The 19,767-nt window shown below is 69.4% G+C and carries 20 protein-coding genes and 1 pseudogene; 14 read left to right on the top strand and 7 right to left on the bottom strand.

What is annotated here, in order from left to right; all coding sequences use genetic code 11:
- The 6 genes from mbhE to mnhG all read left to right on the top strand — a co-directional run.
- Positions 1-1,939 (top strand): hydrogen gas-evolving membrane-bound hydrogenase subunit E (gene mbhE, locus ACE3O1_RS04995; RefSeq protein ID WP_374313054.1); only part of this gene is annotated, 1,939 nt, incomplete at its 5' end.
- Entirely contained in the window at positions 1,936-2,484 is a 549-nt protein-coding gene (locus tag ACE3O1_RS04990; RefSeq protein ID WP_374313053.1) for a Na(+)/H(+) antiporter subunit C, read from the top strand. The genes mbhE and ACE3O1_RS04990, both read left to right, overlap by 4 nt.
- On the top strand, positions 2,481-4,073 hold the full coding sequence (locus tag ACE3O1_RS04985) for a Na+/H+ antiporter subunit D (protein ID WP_374313052.1): 1,593 nt from the start codon (positions 2,481-2,483) through the stop codon (positions 4,071-4,073). Before ACE3O1_RS04990 ends, ACE3O1_RS04985 begins: the two co-directional genes overlap by 4 nt.
- A complete protein-coding gene (locus tag ACE3O1_RS04980) occupies positions 4,070-4,684 on the top strand; it encodes a Na+/H+ antiporter subunit E (protein WP_374313050.1) in 615 nt (204 codons plus the stop codon). Before ACE3O1_RS04985 ends, ACE3O1_RS04980 begins: the two co-directional genes overlap by 4 nt.
- A complete protein-coding gene (locus ACE3O1_RS04975) occupies positions 4,681-4,950 on the top strand; it encodes a monovalent cation/H+ antiporter complex subunit F (RefSeq protein WP_374313048.1) in 270 nt (89 codons plus the stop codon). Before ACE3O1_RS04980 ends, ACE3O1_RS04975 begins: the two co-directional genes overlap by 4 nt.
- Positions 4,947-5,309 carry a monovalent cation/H(+) antiporter subunit G gene (mnhG, locus tag ACE3O1_RS04970; protein ID WP_374313045.1) on the top strand — a complete coding sequence of 121 codons (363 nt, stop codon included), beginning with the start codon at positions 4,947-4,949 and terminating at the stop codon, positions 5,307-5,309. Before ACE3O1_RS04975 ends, mnhG begins: the two co-directional genes overlap by 4 nt.
- 180 nt (positions 5,310-5,489) lie before the next feature.
- Here mnhG and ACE3O1_RS04965 read toward each other — a convergent pair whose 3' ends face one another.
- Positions 5,490-8,114, bottom strand: a complete 2,625-nt coding sequence (locus ACE3O1_RS04965; RefSeq protein ID WP_374313042.1) for a penicillin acylase family protein — start codon at positions 8,112-8,114, stop codon at positions 5,490-5,492.
- Between the two features lie 295 nt (positions 8,115-8,409).
- Between ACE3O1_RS04965 and ACE3O1_RS04960 the strand changes: the two genes are divergently transcribed.
- The 4 genes and pseudogenes from ACE3O1_RS04960 to ACE3O1_RS04945 all read left to right on the top strand — a co-directional run bounded on the left by ACE3O1_RS04960 (position 8,410) and on the right by ACE3O1_RS04945 (position 9,855).
- Positions 8,410-8,601 (top strand): hypothetical protein, encoded by a 192-nt coding sequence (locus tag ACE3O1_RS04960; protein ID WP_374313041.1) that lies wholly within the window; start codon positions 8,410-8,412, stop codon positions 8,599-8,601.
- 131 nt (positions 8,602-8,732) lie between these two features.
- Positions 8,733-9,329 carry a response regulator transcription factor gene (locus tag ACE3O1_RS04955; RefSeq protein ID WP_374313039.1) on the top strand — a complete coding sequence of 199 codons (597 nt, stop codon included), beginning with the start codon at positions 8,733-8,735 and terminating at the stop codon, positions 9,327-9,329.
- A 51-nt stretch (positions 9,330-9,380) separates the two neighbouring features.
- Positions 9,381-9,557: pseudogene (locus ACE3O1_RS04950) on the top strand (ATP-binding cassette domain-containing protein); the annotation flags it as partial.
- Positions 9,558-9,654: 97 nt separating this feature from the next.
- Positions 9,655-9,855: a hypothetical protein gene (locus ACE3O1_RS04945; RefSeq protein ID WP_374313036.1), complete on the top strand. Its 201-nt coding sequence runs from the start codon at positions 9,655-9,657 to the stop codon at positions 9,853-9,855.
- Positions 9,856-9,861: 6 nt separating this feature from the next.
- Here the strand turns inward: ACE3O1_RS04945 and argG are convergent, their stop codons facing one another.
- On the bottom strand, positions 9,862-11,304 hold the full coding sequence (argG, locus tag ACE3O1_RS04940; RefSeq protein ID WP_374313034.1) for an argininosuccinate synthase: 1,443 nt from the start codon (positions 11,302-11,304) through the stop codon (positions 9,862-9,864).
- 154 nt (positions 11,305-11,458) lie between these two features.
- On the opposite strand from argG, the gene ACE3O1_RS04935 reads away from it, so the two are divergent.
- Positions 11,459-12,652 carry a DUF1254 domain-containing protein gene (locus ACE3O1_RS04935; protein ID WP_374313032.1) on the top strand — a complete coding sequence of 398 codons (1,194 nt, stop codon included), beginning with the start codon at positions 11,459-11,461 and terminating at the stop codon, positions 12,650-12,652.
- A gap of 15 nt (positions 12,653-12,667) precedes the next feature.
- Here the strand turns inward: ACE3O1_RS04935 and ACE3O1_RS04930 are convergent, their stop codons facing one another.
- A complete protein-coding gene (locus tag ACE3O1_RS04930; RefSeq protein ID WP_374313030.1) occupies positions 12,668-13,438 on the bottom strand; it encodes a Pr6Pr family membrane protein in 771 nt (256 codons plus the stop codon).
- 77 nt (positions 13,439-13,515) lie between these two features.
- Between ACE3O1_RS04930 and ACE3O1_RS04925 the strand changes: the two genes are divergently transcribed.
- Both ACE3O1_RS04925 and ACE3O1_RS04920 read left to right on the top strand, forming a co-directional pair.
- Positions 13,516-14,802, top strand: coding sequence for an adenylosuccinate synthase (locus ACE3O1_RS04925; protein ID WP_374313028.1), 1,287 nt, complete (start codon positions 13,516-13,518; stop codon positions 14,800-14,802).
- A gap of 69 nt (positions 14,803-14,871) precedes the next feature.
- Entirely contained in the window at positions 14,872-16,035 is a 1,164-nt protein-coding gene (locus tag ACE3O1_RS04920) for a lactonase family protein (RefSeq protein WP_374313026.1), read from the top strand.
- Here ACE3O1_RS04920 and ACE3O1_RS04915 read toward each other — a convergent pair.
- The gene (locus tag ACE3O1_RS04915; protein WP_374313025.1) at positions 16,032-17,237 is read right to left on the bottom strand and encodes an AI-2E family transporter; all 1,206 of its coding nucleotides are present in this window, start codon (positions 17,235-17,237) and stop codon (positions 16,032-16,034) included. The two genes, ACE3O1_RS04920 and ACE3O1_RS04915, sit on opposite strands and share 4 nt — an antisense overlap.
- 130 nt (positions 17,238-17,367) lie before the next feature.
- Here ACE3O1_RS04915 and ACE3O1_RS04910 point away from each other — a divergent pair, with 130 nt between their 5' ends.
- On the top strand, positions 17,368-17,661 hold the full coding sequence (locus tag ACE3O1_RS04910; protein WP_374313023.1) for a chorismate mutase: 294 nt from the start codon (positions 17,368-17,370) through the stop codon (positions 17,659-17,661).
- 22 nt (positions 17,662-17,683) lie between these two features.
- Here the strand turns inward: ACE3O1_RS04910 and ACE3O1_RS04905 are convergent, their stop codons facing one another.
- The 3 genes from ACE3O1_RS04905 to ACE3O1_RS04895 are packed head-to-tail and all read right to left on the bottom strand — an operon-like array spanning position 17,684 to position 19,673.
- On the bottom strand, positions 17,684-18,379 hold the full coding sequence (locus ACE3O1_RS04905) for a hypothetical protein (protein ID WP_374313021.1): 696 nt from the start codon (positions 18,377-18,379) through the stop codon (positions 17,684-17,686).
- Positions 18,376-19,284 (bottom strand): ABC transporter ATP-binding protein, encoded by a 909-nt coding sequence (locus ACE3O1_RS04900; protein ID WP_374313019.1) that lies wholly within the window; start codon positions 19,282-19,284, stop codon positions 18,376-18,378. The genes ACE3O1_RS04905 and ACE3O1_RS04900 overlap by 4 nt, the downstream gene beginning before the upstream one ends.
- The gene (locus tag ACE3O1_RS04895; RefSeq protein WP_374313016.1) at positions 19,281-19,673 is read right to left on the bottom strand and encodes a GntR family transcriptional regulator; all 393 of its coding nucleotides are present in this window, start codon (positions 19,671-19,673) and stop codon (positions 19,281-19,283) included. The genes ACE3O1_RS04900 and ACE3O1_RS04895 overlap by 4 nt, the downstream gene beginning before the upstream one ends.
- Between the last annotated feature and the right edge of the window lie 94 nt (positions 19,674-19,767).

Here is a 19,767-nt window from a genome sequence, read left to right as displayed (position 1 = left end):
GTCCGCGCTCTTCCTGGTCGTCGGCGTCATCGACCGCCAGCTCTCCACGCGCGACATCGCCGAGCTCAGCGGGGTCGGCAGGCAAGCGCCTGTCATGGCCACGTTCTCGTTCATCGCCGTGGCATCGATGATCGGCGTCTTCCCGACGATCGGCTTCGTCGCCAAGGAAGGCGCGCTCACCGCGCTCCTGGACGAGGCCTCCGCAGGCTCGCCGTGGGGGCTCGTCGCTCTCGGGGGGGTCGTCCTGGGATCCGTGCTCACGGCGGCGTACGGCATCCGCTTCCTCTGGGGCGCGTTCTGGACCAAGCGCGACGCCGACCGACGGCCGCTGCCCGCCACCGCATGGCCCGATCCCCCGATCGGATTCCTCGGAGCGCCCGTGATCCTTTCCGGGCTGACGGTGGTCGCCGGGCTCGCTGCGCCCGCGCTCGACGTCGCCCTGGCCGGCTACGCCGACGAGGCCCCGCCGGGAGCTTCCGAGCACCCGGCGCACCTCGCCCTGTGGCACGGACTCGAGCCCGCGCTGTGGATCTCGCTCGCGACGATCGCGATCGGCGCGGTGGTGTTCTGGTTCACCGCGCGCGCGGGATGGTCGAAGCGGATGCTGCCCTTCACCGCCGCCGAGGTGTACAACGGCACGCTCCGCGCGATCGCGCGCCTGTCGGTCGTCACCACGAGCCTGACCCAGCGGGGCTCGCTGCCGGTCTACGTCGGAACGATCTTCGTCGTCTTCGTCGCCGCCGAGGGCACGGCGCTGCTCGCGAGCCCGCACTGGCAAGCGCAGCTCGACGCCTTCCAGACGCCGATGCAGCTGGTGGTCGCCCCGATCATGATCGCCGCCGGCATCGTCGCCGTCCGCGCCCGCAAGCGCTACACCGGAGTGGTCCTCGTGTCGGCCACCGGTCTCGGCATGGTGCTGCTCTTCGCCACGAGCGGCGCGCCCGACCTGGCCCTCACCCAGATCCTCGTCGAGACCGTGACGCTCGTCGCGTTCGCGCTCGTGCTCCGGCGCATCCCCGCTCGGATGGGTGAGCACAACGAATCGGTCTGGCCGGTGGCCCGGGCCGTGCTGGGAGCCGCGGTGGGCGCCACGATGGCGGCCGTCGCGCTGGTCGCCACGGCGGCCCGCAGCACCGAGCCGATCTCCGACCGGTTCCCCGACCTCGCCTATGAGCTCGGCCATGGCAAGAACGTCGTCAACGTGGCTCTCGTGGATCTGCGCGGCTGGGACACCATGGGAGAGCTGTCCGTCCTCGTCCTCGCGGCGACGGGCGTGGCATCCCTCGTCTTCGTCACCCACCGGGCCGACACGCTGTCGCGGTTCATCGCGCCGCTCCCCGAGGCCGCCGCGCGCACCCGCCGACCGCTCGTCGAGACGGCGGACGGCGTGAAGCCTCGCGGCGAGGCGAGCGGCGAGACGGGGGGCCGCATGGCCTGGCTCGTGGGCGGCCAGCGCGTGCGGCCCGAGAACCGCTCGATCATGCTGGAGGTGATCGTGCGGATCCTCTTCCACACGATCATCATCGTGTCGCTGTACCTCCTGTTCGCCGGGCACAACCTTCCCGGCGGCGGCTTCGCCGGCGGGCTCGTCGCCGGCATGGCGCTCGTCATGCGCTACGTCGCGGGCGGGCGGTACGAGCTCGGCGCCGCGGCCCCCACCGACGCCGGACGACTCCTCGGCATCGGGATGTCGATCGCCGTCGCGTGCGCGATCGTGCCGCTCTTCTTCGGTGCGCCCCCGCTCACGAGCACGTGGTTCGAGGCCGAGATCCCCGTGATCGGCCACATCGAGTTCGTCACCTCGACGCTGTTCGACGTGGGCGTGTACCTGGTCGTCATCGGGCTCGTCCTCGACGTGCTCCGCAGCCTCGGCGCCGAGGTCGACCGCCAGGCGCAGGAGGCCCGCGAGGGCAGGCCGGTGGGGGTGAGCGTCTCGTGACCGTCTCGGGCGTGCTCATCGTCGTCATGGCCGTGCTCTTCGCGTGCGGCGTGTACGCGATGCTCGAGCGCAGCCTCACGCGCGTGCTGATCGGCTTCCTGCTGCTCGGCAACGCGGCCAACCTGCTGCTGCTCATCGTCATGGGCGAGCCGGGCGTCGCGCCGTTCTTCGGCGCGGCGGCCTCGCCCGACGAGATGTCGGACCCGCTGCCCCAGGCGCTGACCCTGACGGCGATCGTCATCACGTTCGCGGTCTCGGCGTTCCTGCTCGCGCTCATCTACCGCTCGTGGCAGCTGGGCCAGGCCGACACCGTGGAGGACGACGAGGCCGACCGCGCCGTGCGCGAGGGCACAGCCGACGTCGACGAGACGATGGACGACGAGACCGAGATCGAGGACGAGGACGACGACGCCACGACCGACTTCGTCGGGCTCGACACCGCGCCCATCACCGTGCTGCGCAACACCGACTTCGCGAAGCTCCGCGACGACGCCCCGACGGACTCGCCCGCCGAACGTCCAGGGAAGGGCGGTGACGAGGCATGATCGAATTCGCTCCCGCCCTCGTGCCGCTGCTGGTGACGCTGCCCCTGCTCGGGGCGGCGATCGCGCTCATCGCGGGCCGCCATCGGCGTACCCAGGTCGTCGTCTCGGTGAGCACCCTGTCGGTCGTGCTCGTCATCTCGGCGATCCTGCTCTACGTGGTCGACGCCGGAGATCAGGCGATCGCCGTGTCGGTCGGCGGCTGGCCCATCCCGTTCGGGATCGTGCTCTACGTCGATCGGCTGGCCGCTCTGCTCGTGCTCGTATCGAGTCTCGTGCTGCTCGCGGTCCTGCTGTTCTCGGTCGGGCAGGGCGCCGCCGACGGGGACGACGAGACACCGGTCACGATCTTCCACCCGTCCTACCTCATCCTCGCGGCGGGCATCTTCAACGCCTTCATCGCAGGCGACCTCTTCAACCTCTACGTCGGCTTCGAGATCCTGTTGGTCGCGTCGTACGTGCTCATCACCCTCGGATCGACCGAGTCCCGCATCCGCACCGGCGTCGTCTACATCGTCGTGTCGCTGGTGTCGTCCATCCTGTTCCTCGCCGCGATCGCGATGATCTACGGCGCCCTGGGCACCGTGAACATGGTGCAGATCTCGCAGCGCATGGGCGAGCTCCCGCAGGAGACGCAGCTCGTGCTGCACCTCATGCTCCTTCTCGCGTTCAGCATCAAGGCGGCGGTCTTCCCGCTGTCGTTCTGGCTGCCCGACTCGTACCCGACCGCGCCGGCTCCGGTCACGGCGGTGTTCGCGGGCCTGCTGACGAAGGTGGGCGTCTACGCGATCATCCGCACCGAGACCGAGCTCTTCCTCGAGAACGACGTCAACTTCCTGCTCATGGTCGTGGCCCTGGCGACGATGATCGTGGGGGTGCTCGGCGCCGTCGCGCAGGCGGAGCTCAAGCGCATCCTGTCATTCACGCTGGTGAGCCATATCGGCTACATGATCTTCGGGCTCGCGATCGCCACGCCCGCGGCGATCGGCGCGACGATCTACTACATGGTCCACCACATCGTGGTGCAGACGACCCTGTTCCTCGCCGTCGGCCTCGTCGAGCGCCGAGCCGGCAGCACCTCGATCCTTCGGGTCAAGGGCCTCATGCGCGCGGCGCCGGTGATCGCCCTGCTGTACTTCATCCCCGCCGTGAACCTCGGCGGCCTGCCGCCGTTCTCGGGGTTCATCGGCAAGTTCGCGCTCTTCGACGCGGCGGCTGAAGTCGGCACCCCGATCATGATGGTGCTGATCGTCGGCGGCATCGTGACCAGCCTCCTGACCCTCTACGCCCTCATGCGCGCCTGGAACCTCGCGTTCTGGCGCGAGGAGGACGACTCGGCCGAGACCGAGGCGCGCATCTCGTACCTGGGGGCCTCCCCCGGAGGCGTCGACACCGAGCGCCGCGTCATCCCGAAGATCATGACCGCCTCGACGGCCGGCATGGTCGCGGTGACCGTCGCGCTCACCATCTTCGCCGGCCCTCTCTACGACGTGTGCGCCCGCATCGGCGCGGCGCTCCTCGAGCCGGTCTCGCTCGTGCAGCTCGAGCAGGAGGTCGGCGCCGACGTCGTCAAGGGCGAGGTGCAGCCATGACCGCCGTGGACCGGACCGCACCGGGTGCGACCGCGCCCGTCCCGAAGAAGGCGCTCCTGACGCAGGTGTGGCGCCAGCTGCCGTTCTTCCTGTGGCTCATCGCGCTGTGGATGATGCTGTGGGGCCAGTTCACCTGGACCGCCTTCCTCACCGGAGTCGTCGTCGCCCTGTTCGTCACGCGGGTCTTCCGCCTCCCGCCGGTGGAGCTGTCCGGCCGGGTGAACCTGTGGTTCGGCGCGGGATTCGTCGTCGAGTTCCTCGCGGCCCTCGTGTGGGGCTCGCTCACCGTCGCGGCGCAGGTTCTCGACTTCCGCCGGCAGCCCGGCACCGCGATCATCGCCGTGCCGCTCGTGACCGACGACGACCTCATCATGACGCACACCGCGGTCACGGCATCCCTCATTCCCGGCTCGCTCATCGTCGAGAGCGACCGGGACCGCCGCATCCTCTACCTCCACGTCATCGGCGTGCGGTCGGATGCCGACGTCGTCCGCCAGCGCGAGAGCGTCCAGCGGTGGGAGCGCCGCATCGTGATGGCGGTCGGCTCGCGCGCGCAGGTGGCGGCGGTACGGGCGGATGCCGCGGCCCACCGCGTCGGAGGTGCCTCGTGAACGTGCTGCTCATCGCCATCTACGTCGTCTTCGGGGCGGCGGCGCTCCTCACGCTGTGGCGCATCGTCAGGGGACCATCGATCCTCGACCGGGCCGTGGCATCCGATGTCCTCCTCACCGAGGTCATGTGCGTGCTGGGCGCGGAGATGGCCATCAACCACCACACGCGCTCGCTGCCGGTGCTGCTGATCATCGCCGCCGTCGGGGTCTTCGGATCGATCTCAATCGCCCGCTTCGTCGCACGAAGGGACAACACGCAGCGATGACCCTCGACGACTGGCTGAACCTCGCCGCGCTGATCCTCATCCTGATCGGCGCCCTGCTGTGCCTCACGGCGGCGATCGGCGTGCTGCGGTTCCGCGACGTGCCCGCGCGCCTGCACGCCGCGACCAAGCCGCAGGTGCTCGGCGTGATCCTCATCTGCCTGGCGATCGCGCTGTCGCTGCGGTCGTGGGAGGTCGTCGCCTTCCTCGTGCCGATCGTGCTCATCCAGCTGGCGACGGCACCGCTGTCCGCGCACATGGTCGGGCGCCAGGCCTATCGCAACGGCACGATCGACGAGACCGCGCTCTTCGTGGACGACCTCGCCGACTCGCGCCGCACGCCCCCCGCCGCCGGCGGCTGACCCGCTCCTGCTCGGTTCGCGCGGGCGCGCCGTTCCGCGGAGATGTGCGGAATGACGGATGCTGCGGGGCTGAGGCATCCGCAATCCTGCACATCTCCGTCATCCTGCACGGATGCCAGCCGGGGTGGCTCCGTCATCCTGCGCGGATGAGGAGTGGGCGGCGAACCGGGACCCGGCGGGTCAGCCGGCGGGGACGAGGGTCAGGGTGTTCGTGGTGGCGGCCTCGACGGCGCCGCGGGAGTAGGCCCAGGGAGTGAGCTCCACGCCCTGCCAGGTCGCCGTCTGGTCGATGTAGTTGGCGTGGAAGGCGTGGCCGCTCGTGCCGGTGAGGTGGTTCCAGCCACTGGCGTCGAAGTCGGAGAGGTCCACGACCATGCGCATCGACGGCACGGTGACGGTCGAGAAGCCCTCGCCCAGCACCCATCCCGTCGCGTTGACGACGGACGATCCGCCGCCGGTCGGGAACGGGCCGCGGTTGAAGAGCCACTCGATCGGCGCGATGCCGGATGCGCCGAAGGTGTCGCTCACGAGCGGCAGCGCGTGCAGCGATCCCCAGTTCCACTTGGACGGGTTGTCGCCCTGCAGCGCCACGAGCCGCGCATACGCATCGGTCGCCGAGCGCGTGAGCATCTCCTCCTGGCTGCTCACCCCGAGCGCTTCGTTGGTCCACCACTCCGAGGAGGGATCGCGCAGCAGCGAGTCGACGACGAGGAACAGCCGCGCCTGGTCGGACAGCGGCACGGGATGCTCGCGTCCCTCGACGAAGAGGTTGTCGGCCAGTTCGTCCCACAGCACGTTCGCATAGGCCGCGGCCGGCGACGACGCGGTGCTCTGGGCGTCCCACGTGCGCAGGAGGTCGAGCGCGGTATCCGTTCCCTCGTCGCCCGTCTCGAGCTCGGCGTATGCGCCCGACAGCCGCATGCCGAGGTAGAACTCGCTGTCGGCCTGGATCGCGAGCATGTCGGCGGCGGTGAGCGGCGCGCTGGCGGACTTGCGCTCGATGAGGTCGGCGATGCGCGCGGCCCGCCAGCCGTAGTCCCAGTCCCGCGTGAGGAAGTAGGGGTAGTCCTCGTCGACGATCGCGTTGTTCGCCGTGACGATGTAGCCCTCGGTCGGGTTGTACACGACGGGGAGGTCCTCGAAGGGGATGAAGCCCTGCCAGTCGTAGGCGGAGTCCCAGCCGGGCTGCGGCATGGATCCGTCACCCTCGCCGCGGACGGGCAGCAGTCCGGGCGTCTGGTACCCGATGTTCCCGTCGACGTCGGCGTAGATCAGGTTCTGAGCGGGCACGGCGAACTGCTTCGCGGCCGCACGGAAGTCGTCGAAATCGCGGGCGAGGTTCAGCGTGAAGATCGCCTCCGCGGTGGTGGCGGGGGTCAGCGCGGTCCACTTCAGGCTGACCGCGTACTCGCCCTCGGGGGCGTCGTCCGGCCGTTCGACGTCTCCCCCGCTTCCGGTCCACGGATCCTCGGCGATCGCGGTGTAGTCGTCGGTGAGTCCCGAGATGATCGGTCCGTGGACGGTCGAGCGGATGACGAGCTCCTCGTCGGCGCCTCCGGCTACCTTCAGGGTCTCCGTGCGCTCGTCGAGCGGCACGAGCTCGCCGTCGCGCCAGTAGCTGTCGCCGTCGATCTTCTCGAGGTAGAGGTCGGTCACGTCCGTCGTGAGGTTCGTGAACCCCCAGGCGATCCGGTCGTTGTGGCCGATGATCACGCCGGGGACGCCGGAGAAGCCGAAGCCCGCGACGTCGAAGGCGCAGTCATCCGACACGACGCGGCACTTCAGCCCGACCTGGTGCCACACGCTGGGCAGGGAGGCGCCGAGGTGCGGGTCGTTGGCGAGCAGCGGCATCCCCGTGTCGGTCAGGTCGCCGGACACGACCCACGAGTTCGAGCCGATGCCCTCGCCGACTCCTCCCACGAGTGCGCTGACCGCTTCGACGACCCCATCGACCTCGGACCACTCGATCGAGGCGGTCGCGGCAGCCGTCTGCTGCTCGATCGTGAGATCGGCGGCTGTCCCCACGGCGGGCACGGATGAGATGGACGGCACGATGACCGGATTGCGGTCGTAGGGGTAGTCCGGATAGAGCTCGAGCATCTCCTCTTGCGTGAAGTCGGACGCGATGACCGCGCGCTCCGTCTCCTCCTCGATGTTGGAGCGGAGGTCCCAGGCCATCGCCTTGAGCCATGCGACAGAGTCGGCCGGCGTCCAGGGCTCGATCTCGTAGTCGGCGTTCTGCAGCCCGAGGACCGCGTACTCGAAGGATGCGTCGGCACCCTGGTGGTCGGCGAGATAGGCGTTGACGCCCTCGGCGTACGCGTCGTAGTAGGAGCGCGTGGAGTCGTCGAGCTCCTCGACCTCCTGCTCGGCGATCGTCCGCCACCCGAGGGTTCGGAGGAATCGGTCGGTCGGGAGCTGCGACTCCCCGAACAGCTCCGACAGCCGTCCGCTGGTCACGTGCCGGCGGAAGTCCATCTCCCAGAAGCGGTCCTGCGCGTGCACGTAGCCCTGCGCGAAGAACAGGTCGTCGGTCGTGGCAGCCGTGATGGTCGGGATGCCGAGCGCGTCGCGCTGGACCGTGACCTCCTCGCCCAGCCCGGAGAGAGCCACCTCGCCGTCGACCTGAGGGAACGACCGCTGCACGGTGTAGGCCGCGAAGGCGACCGCGATCAGTGCGAGGACGACGATCCCGGCGACGATCCCGAACAGGGTGATGCCGATCCTGCGGCCCACGGATCGGCGGCGCGGCGGCGCGTCGTCGGTGTCGACGGCATCGACGGACGCGGTGGAGGTCTTCAGCATCGAAGGTCTTTCAGCTCTGACGAGGGGTGGAACGCCGTGTCGTGCACGGCGAGACCCCGGTTCCGCGCTTTCGGGTCGCGCGCACCGTCTGGAATCGTAACCCGCCCCTGGCCCGGCGGCGAATCCCCGCGCGGTGATCTGTGGAGGGGCGGATGGCGATTATCCCCAGAGGGAAAGAAGTTCGCTTTTCTTGCCGCTGGGAGTGTTATCGTCGCGGCATCGGTCCGGGCGGTCCCTCAGTGACGTCGAGCATCCCGGACACCGTCCGGCACGAGCGATCGGAGAACCTGCCGCCATGAAACGCGAGAAGTCCCGCCGCCGCGCGACACGTGTCGTGCTCGTGCTCCTCGTGGGGGGCATCGCCGCCGCCGTCTTCTTCGTTCCGGCGAGCCCGGCTCAGTCCACGGTCATTTTGGCCGTTCTCCTGGGATGCGTGATCGCGCTCTACCTCATCGAGGTGTGGGCCCGGACGGGCGGGGTCCGGTAGCCGGCCACCCCGGCCCGGCCCGGCACGAGCGAGGAGGGAAGCGAGTGCAACGCAACGTGAGAGTGGTCGTCGTGTCCCGCGATGCGCTGGTGGGCTCGGCCCTGTCCAGCCTGCTGGAGTCCGATGGACGCGTGCAGGCGCGCGTCACCACCGCCCAGACGGTGGAGGGACTGCAGCGCGTCGCGCGCGACCTGGATGCATCGACCTTCGTCGTCGAGGCCGGAGACGACGCCGAGAAGCCCCGCCGCCTCATCTGCGGAGTGCTCCGCGATCGCCCCTCGAGCAAAGTGATTGCGGTGGTGCCGGTCCACTCCGTCGCAGCGACGACCGAGATGTTCGCGGCTGGCGCGCAGGGTGTCGTGGGGCGGGACGCGAGCCCGGAGGAGTTCAACACGGCCATCGAGGAGGTCCGCGCAGGACACATGTTCGCGTCGCGCACCGTCATCCGCCGAATCGCCGAGACGATCGGTTCGCCTCGTAGTCCGAACGACGGCATTCCGCCCGCGTTGACCTCGATGCTCTCCGAGCGCGAACACGCCGTCGTACGGCTGCTGCTGGCCGGCATGAGCAACCAGGAGATTTCCCAGCACATGCATCTGGCGGAGGCGACGGTCAAGGCGCACCTCAGCCGCGTGATGGTCAAGTGGAACGCGCGCGATCGGGTCCAGGTGGTCATCCGAGCCCTGGGCTCCAGTGAGACCGGGACGATGACGGTGTCGCCCTCATGAAGTCCCGCGGACGCCGCACGCTGCCCCCAGCAGGAAGGATCGGGTCGCCGCATGATCGAGGTCGAGAACGTCGGGAAGCGCTTCGGCGCGAAGGTCGCGGTCGACGGCGTCTCGTTCGTCGCCCCTCCGGGAGCGGTGACGGGCTTCGTCGGCCCGAACGGCGCAGGAAAGTCGACCGTGCTGCGGATGATCGCGGGCCTGACCCGTCCTAACTCCGGACGCGTGACCGGCGTGAGCGCGGCGGCCGCCGCCGGCCTCACGTTCGCACGACGCGAGCCCTGAGAGCCGAACCCGGATCGCTCGACCTCAGAAAGGCGGACAAGCCATGACCGGAGACAGTCGCGGTGACCGGAAGGCGGATGCCGCGGCATCCGTCGCCCTCTTCGGCGTGATCCTGGCGCTCAGCCTCATCCTCGCCGTCACGACCGACATGCACGTGGTGCTCCGCGGAGCGATCGCGATCGTGGCGGGGATCGTCGCCGCAGCGGTCACCTTCGCCGTCGTCAAGCGGCGTCAGGCGGACTGATCCGGGTCAGTCGGTGCCGGCGTCGTACATCGCCGATTCGGATGCCGCTTCGATGGCCTCATCGAGAGCCTCGGCGGCGGCATCCTGCGTCTCGGCACGCTCGGTGATCTCATCGGACTCGCCCGCGGTGACCCGGCCGACGAGATCGCCCGCGGCCCCGCCGATGATCCCTGCGGCGGCGTAGTGCTCGAGGCGGGCGCGCGAATCGGCGATGTCGAGGTTGCGCATGGTGAGCTGGCCGATGCGGTCGGTCGGACCGAACGCGGCGTCGCCGACTCGCTCCATCGACAGCTTCTCGGGGTGGTACGACAGGCCGGGGCCCGTGGTGTCGAGGATCGTGTAGTCCTCGCCGCGGCGGAGGCGCAGCGTGACCGTGCCGGTGATCGTCGAACCCACCCACTTCTGGATCGACTCGCGCAGCATGAGGGACTGCGGCTCGAGCCAGCGGCCCTCGTACATCAGGCGGCCGAGCCGGCGGCCCTGCTCGTGATAGGTCGCGAGGGTGTCCTCGTTCAGGATGCCGTTGACCAGGCGCTCGTACGCGGTGAAGAGCAGCGCCATGCCCGGCGCCTCGTAGATTCCGCGCGACTTCGCCTCGATGATGCGGTTCTCGATCTGGTCGCTCATGCCCAGGCCGTGGCGCCCGCCGATGCGGTTGGCCTCGAAGACGAGGGCGACGGGGTCGGCGAACTCGACGCCGTTCAGGGCGACCGGGCGGCCGGCCTCGAAGGTCACGGTGACGTCCTCGGGCTCGATCTCGACCGCCGGGTCCCAGAACCGCACGCCCATGATGGGCTCGACCGTCTCGAGCGACACGTTCAGGTGCTCGAGGGTCTTGGCCTCGTGCGTCGCACCCCAGATGTTCGCGTCGGTCGAGTACGCCTTCTCGGCGGAGTCGCGATACGGGAATCCGTGCTCGATGAGCCACTCGCTCATCTCTTTACGACCGCCGAGCTCGGTGACGAAGTCGGCGTCGAGCCACGGCTTGTAGATGCGCAGCGCGGGGTTGGCGAGGAGGCCGTAGCGGTAGAACCGCTCGATGTCGTTGCCCTTGTAGGTGGAGCCGTCGCCCCAGATGTCGACGCCGTCCTCCTTCATCGCGCGAACGAGGAGGGTGCCGGTGACGGCGCGGCCGATGGGCGTGGTGTTGAAGTAGGTGCGTCCGCCGGAGCGGATGTGGAACGCTCCGCACGCGAGGGCACCGAAGCCCTCTTCGACGAGTGCGGGCTTGCAGTCCACGAGCCGGGAGACCTCGGCGCCGTACTGGAGCGCGCGGTCGGGGATCGACGCGATGTCGTCCTCGTCCGGCTGCCCGAGGTCGCCGGTGTAGGTGCACGGGACGGCGCCCTTGTCGCGCATCCAGGCGACGGCGACCGAGGTGTCGAGTCCTCCGGAGAAGGCGATGCCGACGCGCTCGCCGACGGGCAGGGACTGAAGGACCTTCGACATGGCCCCCAGTCTATTTCAGCGGCCTCCGCGCGCGATCCGGTGTGACGGCGGGCGGGGCGCCGTCTGCACGGGGGTGTGTGACGCGGGGCGAAGCCGCTGTCCGGTATGACCGCGTCGAATGGCGCCGGGGCGGGCCGTGGGCCAGAGTGTACGCATGAGCATTCATGTGAACGCCGACAACTTCGTGCGCGCGGAGACGGACCGCATGTTCGCGGACATCCAGCGCGACGCGGGCGGCGTGAACACGTTCCGCCACAATCGCGAGCCCGCGTCCATCGAGACGCAGACCGTGATCCGGCTCAATCGCGACACGCTCTACAGCTTCGCCGTCGTCGACCTGTCGGAGGGCGCCACGCTCACGGTCCCCGAGGCCGGCGAGCGGTACCTCTCCGTCATGCTGCTGGACCAGGGGCACTTCATCCGCGCCGTGCTCCACGGCGGCGGCACCCACGATCTCGCCGCACTCGCGCCGGGCGCGGAGTACCTCCTGGTCGCCGTCCGCACGCTCGTGGATCCCTTCGACCCGGCCGACATCGCCGAGGTCGCCCGCCTCCAGGACGCCATCGCACTCGACGCGGCATCCGCCCGCCCGTACGAGATGCCCGACTACGACACCGCATCGCTGGATGCGACCCGCACCGCGCTGCTGAGCCTCGCCGCCGGGCTCCGCGGCTTCGACCGCACGTTCGGGGCGCCCGACGAGGTCGACGAGGTGCGTCACCTCATCGGCACCGCCGCGGGCTGGGGCGGGCTCCCGATGACGGAGGCCTCGTACGTCGGCGTCGACCCGCAGCAGCCGGTCGGGTTCTACGACCTCACGATGCGCGACGTGCCGGTCGACGCCTTCTGGTCGGTCTCGGTCTACAACGCGGAGGGCTTCTTCGAGCCCAACCCCGAGAACAGCTACACGGTCAACAGCGTGACCGGCGTGCGCGACGAGGACGGCGCGATCACCGTGCACTTCACGCCCCCCGGCGAGGCGACGCTGCCCAACAGCATCCCGCTGCCCGAGGGCTGGAACTATCTCGTGCGGCTGTATCGGCCGCGCCCGGAGTTCCTGGACGGCTCGTGGCAGGTGCCCGACCTGCTCCGGCGCACCGACCTGCGCGCGACGAACCACGTCGCCGGGACGGACGAGCCGGAGACGGATGCCGCAGTCCCGGCGGAAGTGGGAACGGTTGCCGCGACCGCACCCGGCGAGGCGGGGACGGATGCCGCCTCCGACGCCAAGCCCGGATCGTCCGAGCCGGAGACGGATGTCGCTCCCGACGCCGAGTCCGCTCCCGCTCCCGAGCCGACGTCCGGCGGGGACGAGCCCGACGTCGACGACCTCAGCAGACTGCCATAGCGCCGCGCTGAGGCGTCAGCGCCCGTCGGCGTCGGCCTCGCGCGCCTCTTCCCACTCGTCCTCGACGTGATCGCCCGTCATGTGGTCGAGCTCGCGCTCCGCGCCGACGCGGCGACCCCACCAGACCACCAGTGAGGCCACGACGAGGAAGGTCAGCGCGATGACGACGATCCAGAAGATCACGCCGCCCCATCCCTCCTCGTTGTTCGGGTTGAGGAACGGGTAGGGGTACCAGTACGGGTCGCCGGAGACGGGGTTGGTGACGAGCGGCCCCCGCAGCATCGTGTAGAGCACCCAGAGGATCGGGAACGCGATCACGGCCCACACGGCACGCCACGGCAGTGCGCGGCGGAGCGGCCCGACGAAGAGATCGGCGAGCAGGAAGAGCGGGCCGATGAGGTGCAGCACCTCATTGGACCACGGGATGGGCTCGCTTCCCTGCGGGAGCACGACGTGACGCAGCAGCGAGTTGTAGACGATGCCGGTGATGATCATGTAGGTCGTCACGCACGCGAGCGCCAGCGCGAGGGCCGGCGGCTCGGCCGTTGCATGGCGCCCGCGCGAGAAGAACCAGAGTCCGGCCCACGCCAGCACGACCGCCGTCAGCGTGTTGGAGAGGATCGTGAAGAAGCTGAAGAAGTTGACGAACGTCGTCGCCACGTCGCGGCCCAGATCCGCCGCCGTGGTGAGCGAAGCGGTGAGCTGCGCCACGACCGCCGCGACGATGAGCGCCGCCATCGCGAGGCGCATGACCGACCAGGTGCGAGCCCATGCCTTCGTCTGCATGGGGCCACCATATCGGCGGCCGGTGTCGTCGCGTCGATAGGATGGGGTGTAACCGTCCGATAACGGGGGAGTAGCCCATGCCAGGCATCGTGATCGTCGGAGTCCAGTGGGGAGACGAGGGCAAGGGCAAGGCCACCGATCTCCTGGGTGAGCGCACCGATTGGGTCGTCAAGTTCAACGGCGGCAACAACGCGGGCCACACGGTCGTCATCGGCGACGAGAAGTACGCGCTCCACCTCCTGCCTTCCGGCATCCTGTCGCCCGGCGTCAACGCCGTCATCGGCAACGGCGTGGTCATCGACCTCGAGGTGCTCTTCTACGAACTCGAAGCGCTCCACGCCCGCGGCGTCGACACCTCGCGGTTGAAGGTCAGCGCCAACGCGCACATCATCACGCAGTACCACCGCACCCTCGACAAGGTCACCGAGCGCTTCCTCGGCAAGCGCCAGATCGGCACGACCGGCCGTGGCATCGGCCCGGCCTATGCCGACAAGATCAACCGGGTCGGCATCCGCGTGCAGGACCTCTTCGACGAGAACATCCTCCGGCAGAAGGTCGAGGGCGCCCTCGACCAGAAGAACCACCTCCTCGTGAAGGTGTTCAACCGCCGCGCCATCACGTGCGACGAGGTCGTCGAGGACCTGCTGTCCTACGCCGACCGGCTGCGCCCGATGGTCGCCGACACCGGCCTGCTGCTGAACGAGGCGCTCGACGCCGGCGACGTCGTCGTCTTCGAGGGCGGTCAGGCGACGATGCTCGACGTCGACCACGGCACCTACCCGTTCGTGACGTCGTCGTCGGCGACGGCCGGCGGCGCCGCGACGGGCGCCGGAGTCGGACCGAACCGCCTGGACCGCATCGTGGGGATCGTCAAGGCATACACGACCCGCGTGGGATCCGGCCCCTTCCCGACCGAACTGTTCGACGACAACGGCGACTTCCTGCGCTCGCGCGGTTTCGAATTCGGCACGACCACCGGTCGCCCCCGCCGCGTCGGCTGGTACGACGCCCCGATCACGAGGTACGCGACGCGCATCAACGGCATCACCGACCTCGTCCTCACGAAGCTCGACATCCTCACCGGCCTCGACCAGGTTCCGGTGTGCGTCGCCTACGACGTCGACGGCGAGCGATTCGACGAGGTGCCGGTGAACCAGTCCGACTTCCACCACGCCACCCCGATCCTCGAGTACTTTCCCGGGTGGAAGCAGGACATCTCGGCCGCCCGCACCTTCGAGGACCTGCCGGTCGAAGCGCAGGAGTACGTCCTCGCCCTCGAGAAGATGAGCGGCACGCGGATCTCGGTCATCGGGGTCGGCGCGTCTCGCGACGCCGTGATCGTGCGCCATGATCTCGTGGACTGACGTGCTGCGTTTCGACTCGGTGCCCTCGCTCAACGAGCGGGATCCTTCTCGGCGCGACGGAACGCGCCGATGAGGTTCCTGCTGGGCGGATACACCGCCGACATGGATGGCTCGGCGAGCGGCATCGGGATGCTGCTCGCCGGCGCCGCGGACGACACATCCGCCGGTGGCCCGCTCGGATTCGCCGGAACGGCGGCCGCGGCCGACTCTCCGTCGTGGGTCGCGCAGCATCCGGCTCTCGACGTGTTCTACGCGACCCTCGAGGCGCGCGGAGCCGTCCAGGCGTTCACCCGGACGGGCGAGGCGACCTTCGTCCCGCTCGGAGATGCCGTCGAGGCCGGGGATGCCGCGTGCCACGTGGCGGTCGCGCCCGACGGCGGGTCGCTCATCGCGGCGTGCTGGGGTGACGGACGCGTCGTGCGCATGAGCCTCGATGCGGCCGGCCGTCCGCAGTCGCCGGTGATCGCCCGGGCCTCGGTCGATCCCCACGGGCCGGACGCGCCCGCGCACGAGCCTGCCGGTGTCGATCTCTCCGCAGCAGCCCGCGCGCTGCGCGCGGCGGCCGGCGAGGAGTACGCGCACCTCGTACCGGCGCACGACGAGGTCGCGGAGGATGCCGGGGACGAGGCATCCGCTCGTCCGTCACGTGCTCACCAGACACTGTTCCTGCCCGGCGGGGTCGTCGCGACCACGGATCTCGGGCACGACCTCGTGCGCTTCTGGCGGAACTCGCCCGACGGCCTGCGCGCGGCGCAGCAGGTCGTGCTGCCGAAGGGCAGCGGGCCGCGCCACATGGTTCTCCACCCGAGCGGCCACCTGTACGTGGTGACCGAGCTGTCGTGCGAGCTGTTCGTGCTCGCCGAGTCGGCCGACGGGTCGTGGCGGGTCGTCGGAGGCACGCCGCTCGGTGCGGGCACCCTGCCAGGCGACTCCGCGGCGGAGCTCGCGACCTCGCGCGACGGCGAGTTCCTCTACGCGGGGGTCCGCGGCAGCAACACGATCGCCACCCTGCGGGTGCGCGGCGCAGGTGAGAGCGTGGCCCCGGTCGCACTCGCCGACGCCGGCGTCGACTGGCCCCGGCACCACGTGGTCGTGCGCGATACGCTCCTGGTCGCCGGCCAGCGATCCGACGAGATCGTCTCGCTCACGCTCGACCTGCGCACGGGCGTGCCGGGCCGCGCCCGGTACGGCACCGCCGCACCGTCGCCGACCTGTCTGCTCCCGCTGCGCTAGACCTTCGCGTCCTGCTTCTTGAAGAAGACCTGCTTGATGATCAGCAGGATCGAGGCAGTGACCGGGATCGCGATGAGCGCCCCGATGAAGCCGAGCAGGGTGCCGCCGATGAGCGCGCCGATCACGACGAGCGAGCCGGGGATCTCGATGGCCCGGTTCATGACCTTGGGGGTCAGCACGTAGGCCTCGATCTGGATGTAGATCAGGTAGCAGATCGCGAAGATCAGTGCCGCGACCGGGCTGGTGAACAGCGCGATCACGGTCGCCGTGATCCAGTACAGCACCGGACCGATCAGCGGGATGATCGTGATCGAGAACGCCAGCACGCCCATGAGCAGCGGGTACGGCAGCTGCAGCACGGCGTGGAGGATCGTCGCGACGACCGAGTTGAAGAACGCCAGGACGACCATTCCCATGAGGTAGCCGCCGACCGAATCGGTGATCTGATCGGTCATGGCCCGCACGCCCGGGCGACGGCGCGCCGGTGCGAACTGCATCAGCGAGTCCTTGATCGCGGGGAGCGACGCGACGAAGTACAGCGTCAGCACCACGACGATCAACGCACCCGAGATCGCCGTCGCGATGCCGGCGCCGACCTTGAGCAGGCCTCCCGAGATGGTGGCGATGTTCCCCGGATCGGTGAGGAAGGTCTCCACATCGTTCACGAGGGTGGTGAGGCCCGGGCCGAAGATGCCCTCGAGCCAGCCGTAGAAGTCCGACTTCTCGAAGTTGCTGACCATGGTGGGGATGCCGGAGATGAACTGCCCGATCTGCGTCACCAGGGTCGGAACGACGAGCCACAGCAGGCCGGCCGCGATGATGGCGAAGCTCAGGAAGATGATGGCGATCGCCCATCCGCGCTTGACGCCGTGCTTGCCCAGCCACTTGATGACCGGATCCAGGCCGAGGGCCGCGAACGCCGCAAGACCGATGTAGACGAGGATCGTCGAGATGTTCGCCAGCGCGATCCCGAGCAGCAGAGCCACCAGTCCGCCGAGTGTGAGCAGCAGGCCGACGGTGAACGGATTGTCGAGACGCGCCCAGAATGGCCGGCCCTGCTGGTTCTCGGCCAGTGCGAGCTCGGCGGCGGCGAGCGCGCCCGCCGTCGAACCGCCGGCATCCGTCCCGGCCGCAGGGTCGGCGGCGAGGGGAGCGAGGGTCTCGGCGTCGCTCGCGCCGGGCGAGGTGGCAGCGTCGGTCATGCGACACACTCTAGAACCGGCCCGGTGACGCGGCGGAGCGCGCGCGGTGATTTCACCCGATGCGGGCGATAGTGGACGCGTCGGGCGTGATCCAGTCCCTCGGGTATCGTCGGAGGCCGAGGAGGCTGCCATGACCGAGGACCCGACCGCGACGCTGACGCGCCTGCGCAGCAGCATCGACAACATCGACGCTTCCCTGGTCTATCTCCTCGCCGAGCGCTTCAAGGCCACGAAGCAGGTCGGTCACCTCAAGGCGGAGCATGGGATGCCGGCATCCGATCCCGCCCGCGAGGAGCAGCAGGTGGCACGGCTCCGCCGCCTCGCCGAGGAGGCAGAACTCGATCCGGCCTTCGCCGAGAAGTGGTTCAACTTCGTGGTGGCCGAGGTCATCCGCCACCACACCGAGGCCGCCGACAGCCGCTGACGCCTCCCGGCGAGCGTCCGGGCTACGGGACGGCGCGCCGCAGTGTCAGGAAGGCGACGGCCGCGAGCACCGCGCCGAGCAGCAGGCCCCACAGCGAGAGACCGAGCGCACCCTGCGCCGCGAACCACGCGAACACCTGTTCCCACGCGTCCATGCGGCCGACGAGATACATCCACAGCACGAGCAGCGCGCCCAGTCCGACGAGCACGAGCGTGAGGACGAGCGTTCCGGCGCGCTTGTAGACGGTGGCGGCCCAGAAGCCCGAGACGAACACCAGCATCGCGGCGGTGAACCAGAACAGGAGCGCGACGGCCGCACCCTCCTCCCACACCCACGGCAGCGAGAAGAAGTAGCCGTTCATCCCCCAGCCCCCGGTGGCGTCTTCGAGGTAGCCGCCGATGACGTAGACGACGGCGAGCACCAGGCTGGATGCCGCGGCGGTGAGGAGCGTTCCGGTGTAGAACTCGCGCCGCGTGACGCTCATCGCCTGCGAGAACGGGAACGTGAGGGTGAGCGCCTGAACCCCGACGACGCAGAAGTACCAGAGCGGTGCCTGCGCGCCGCCGCCGTACTTCGGCCCCGTGACGCCCGAGGTCTCGAGCATCGCGTAGATCGCCAGGGTCAGCACGAATGCTCCGCCGAGCACCAGCAGGGGCACCCAGATGTAGGTCTGGCGGTTGATCAGCTGCATGCGGACGACGCTGACGGTGCGGCTCATCGCAGTGCTCCTTCTTCGACGGTGTTCGGTTCGGCGGCGGCGTGCTGCGTCGTGCGCACGATGAGCTGCTGGAGCGACACCGGTGCGGCGTCCAGTCCGGCCGAGGCGAGCCGCTCGCGATCCGCGGCGGTGAGGGCGCCCACCACGGTCACCGACGACACACGGCCGAGGCTTTCGCGGTGGATGACTTCGCGCCCGGCGACGAAGGCGTCGACGGCGGCCGTGTCGCCCACGATGTTGGAGGCGCGGTCTCGGACGGCGTCGGTGTCCTCGTCCATGATGATCCGGCCGCGGTCGATCACGAGCACGCGCTCGATGAGGTTGGAGACCTCGTCGATCAGGTGGCTCGAGAGGATCACGGTGCGCGGGTGCTCGGTGTAGTCCTCGAGCAGCCGGTCGTAGAAGATCTGCCGGGCGACGGCGTCGAGGCCGAGGTACGGCTCGTCGAAGAAAGTGATCTCGGCCCGCGACGCGAGCCCGATGATCACGCCGACGGCCGACAGCTGACCGCGAGACAGCTTCTTGATGCGCCGGTTCATCGGCAGCTGGAAGTCCTCGATGAGACGGTCGGCGACGTCCTGGTCCCAGTTCGGGAAGAACAGTCGCGCGGTCTTGAAGGCGTGCGCGGGCTTCGCGTCGTCGGGATACTTCTGGCTCTCGCGGACGAAGCACATGCGCCCGAGCACCTTGGGGTTCTCGTACGGCTTCTCACCGAAGACGCGCACGTCGCCGTGGGTCGCGAAGTTCTGCGCCGTGAGGATCGACATGACGGTGGTCTTTCCGGCGCCGTTGCGGCCGAGAAGCCCGTAGATGGTGTCCTTCTCGATGGTGAAGCTCACGTCGTCCACGGCGAGGGTCTCGCGGTAGCGCTTGGTGAGCCCCTTCACCTCGATCACGGCGGTCATCGGGCGTCTCCTTCGGTGGTGGGCGCGACAGGCGTGAGCGCGCGGTCGCGGATGAGGGTGGACAGGTCGTCGGCGTCCAGCCCGAGGGTGCGCGCCTCGGCCAGCAGGGGATCGATGAAACGATCGGCGAAGGCGGCTCGACGCTCGGCCAGCAGACGCTCGCGGGCACCGGGAGCCACGAACATGCCGATCCCGCGGCGCTTGTAGAGCACGGCCTTGTCGACGAGCATGGCGACTCCCTTCGCGGCGGTGGCGGGGTTGATGCGGTAGAAGGCGGCGAGTTCGTTCGTGGACGGAGCCTGGCTCTCCTCGGCCAGACTCCCGTCGACGATCGAGTCCTCCACGCTCTCGGCGATCTGGAGGAACAGCGCCCTGCCTTCTTCGATCACGTCCGCCCCGCTTCTCTGGTTAATTACTTGACTAAGTAACCATAGAACCGGATGTCGCGCAACCCCTGCCAAGATGAGTCGACGAGAGGAGCTG

The sequence above is a fragment of the Microbacterium sp. genome, assembly GCF_041909575.1.
GTDB lineage: Bacteria > Actinomycetota > Actinomycetes > Actinomycetales > Microbacteriaceae > Microbacterium.
The sequence above is the reverse complement of the archived record's forward strand: the minus strand, read 5'-3'. Positions and strand labels throughout refer to the sequence as shown.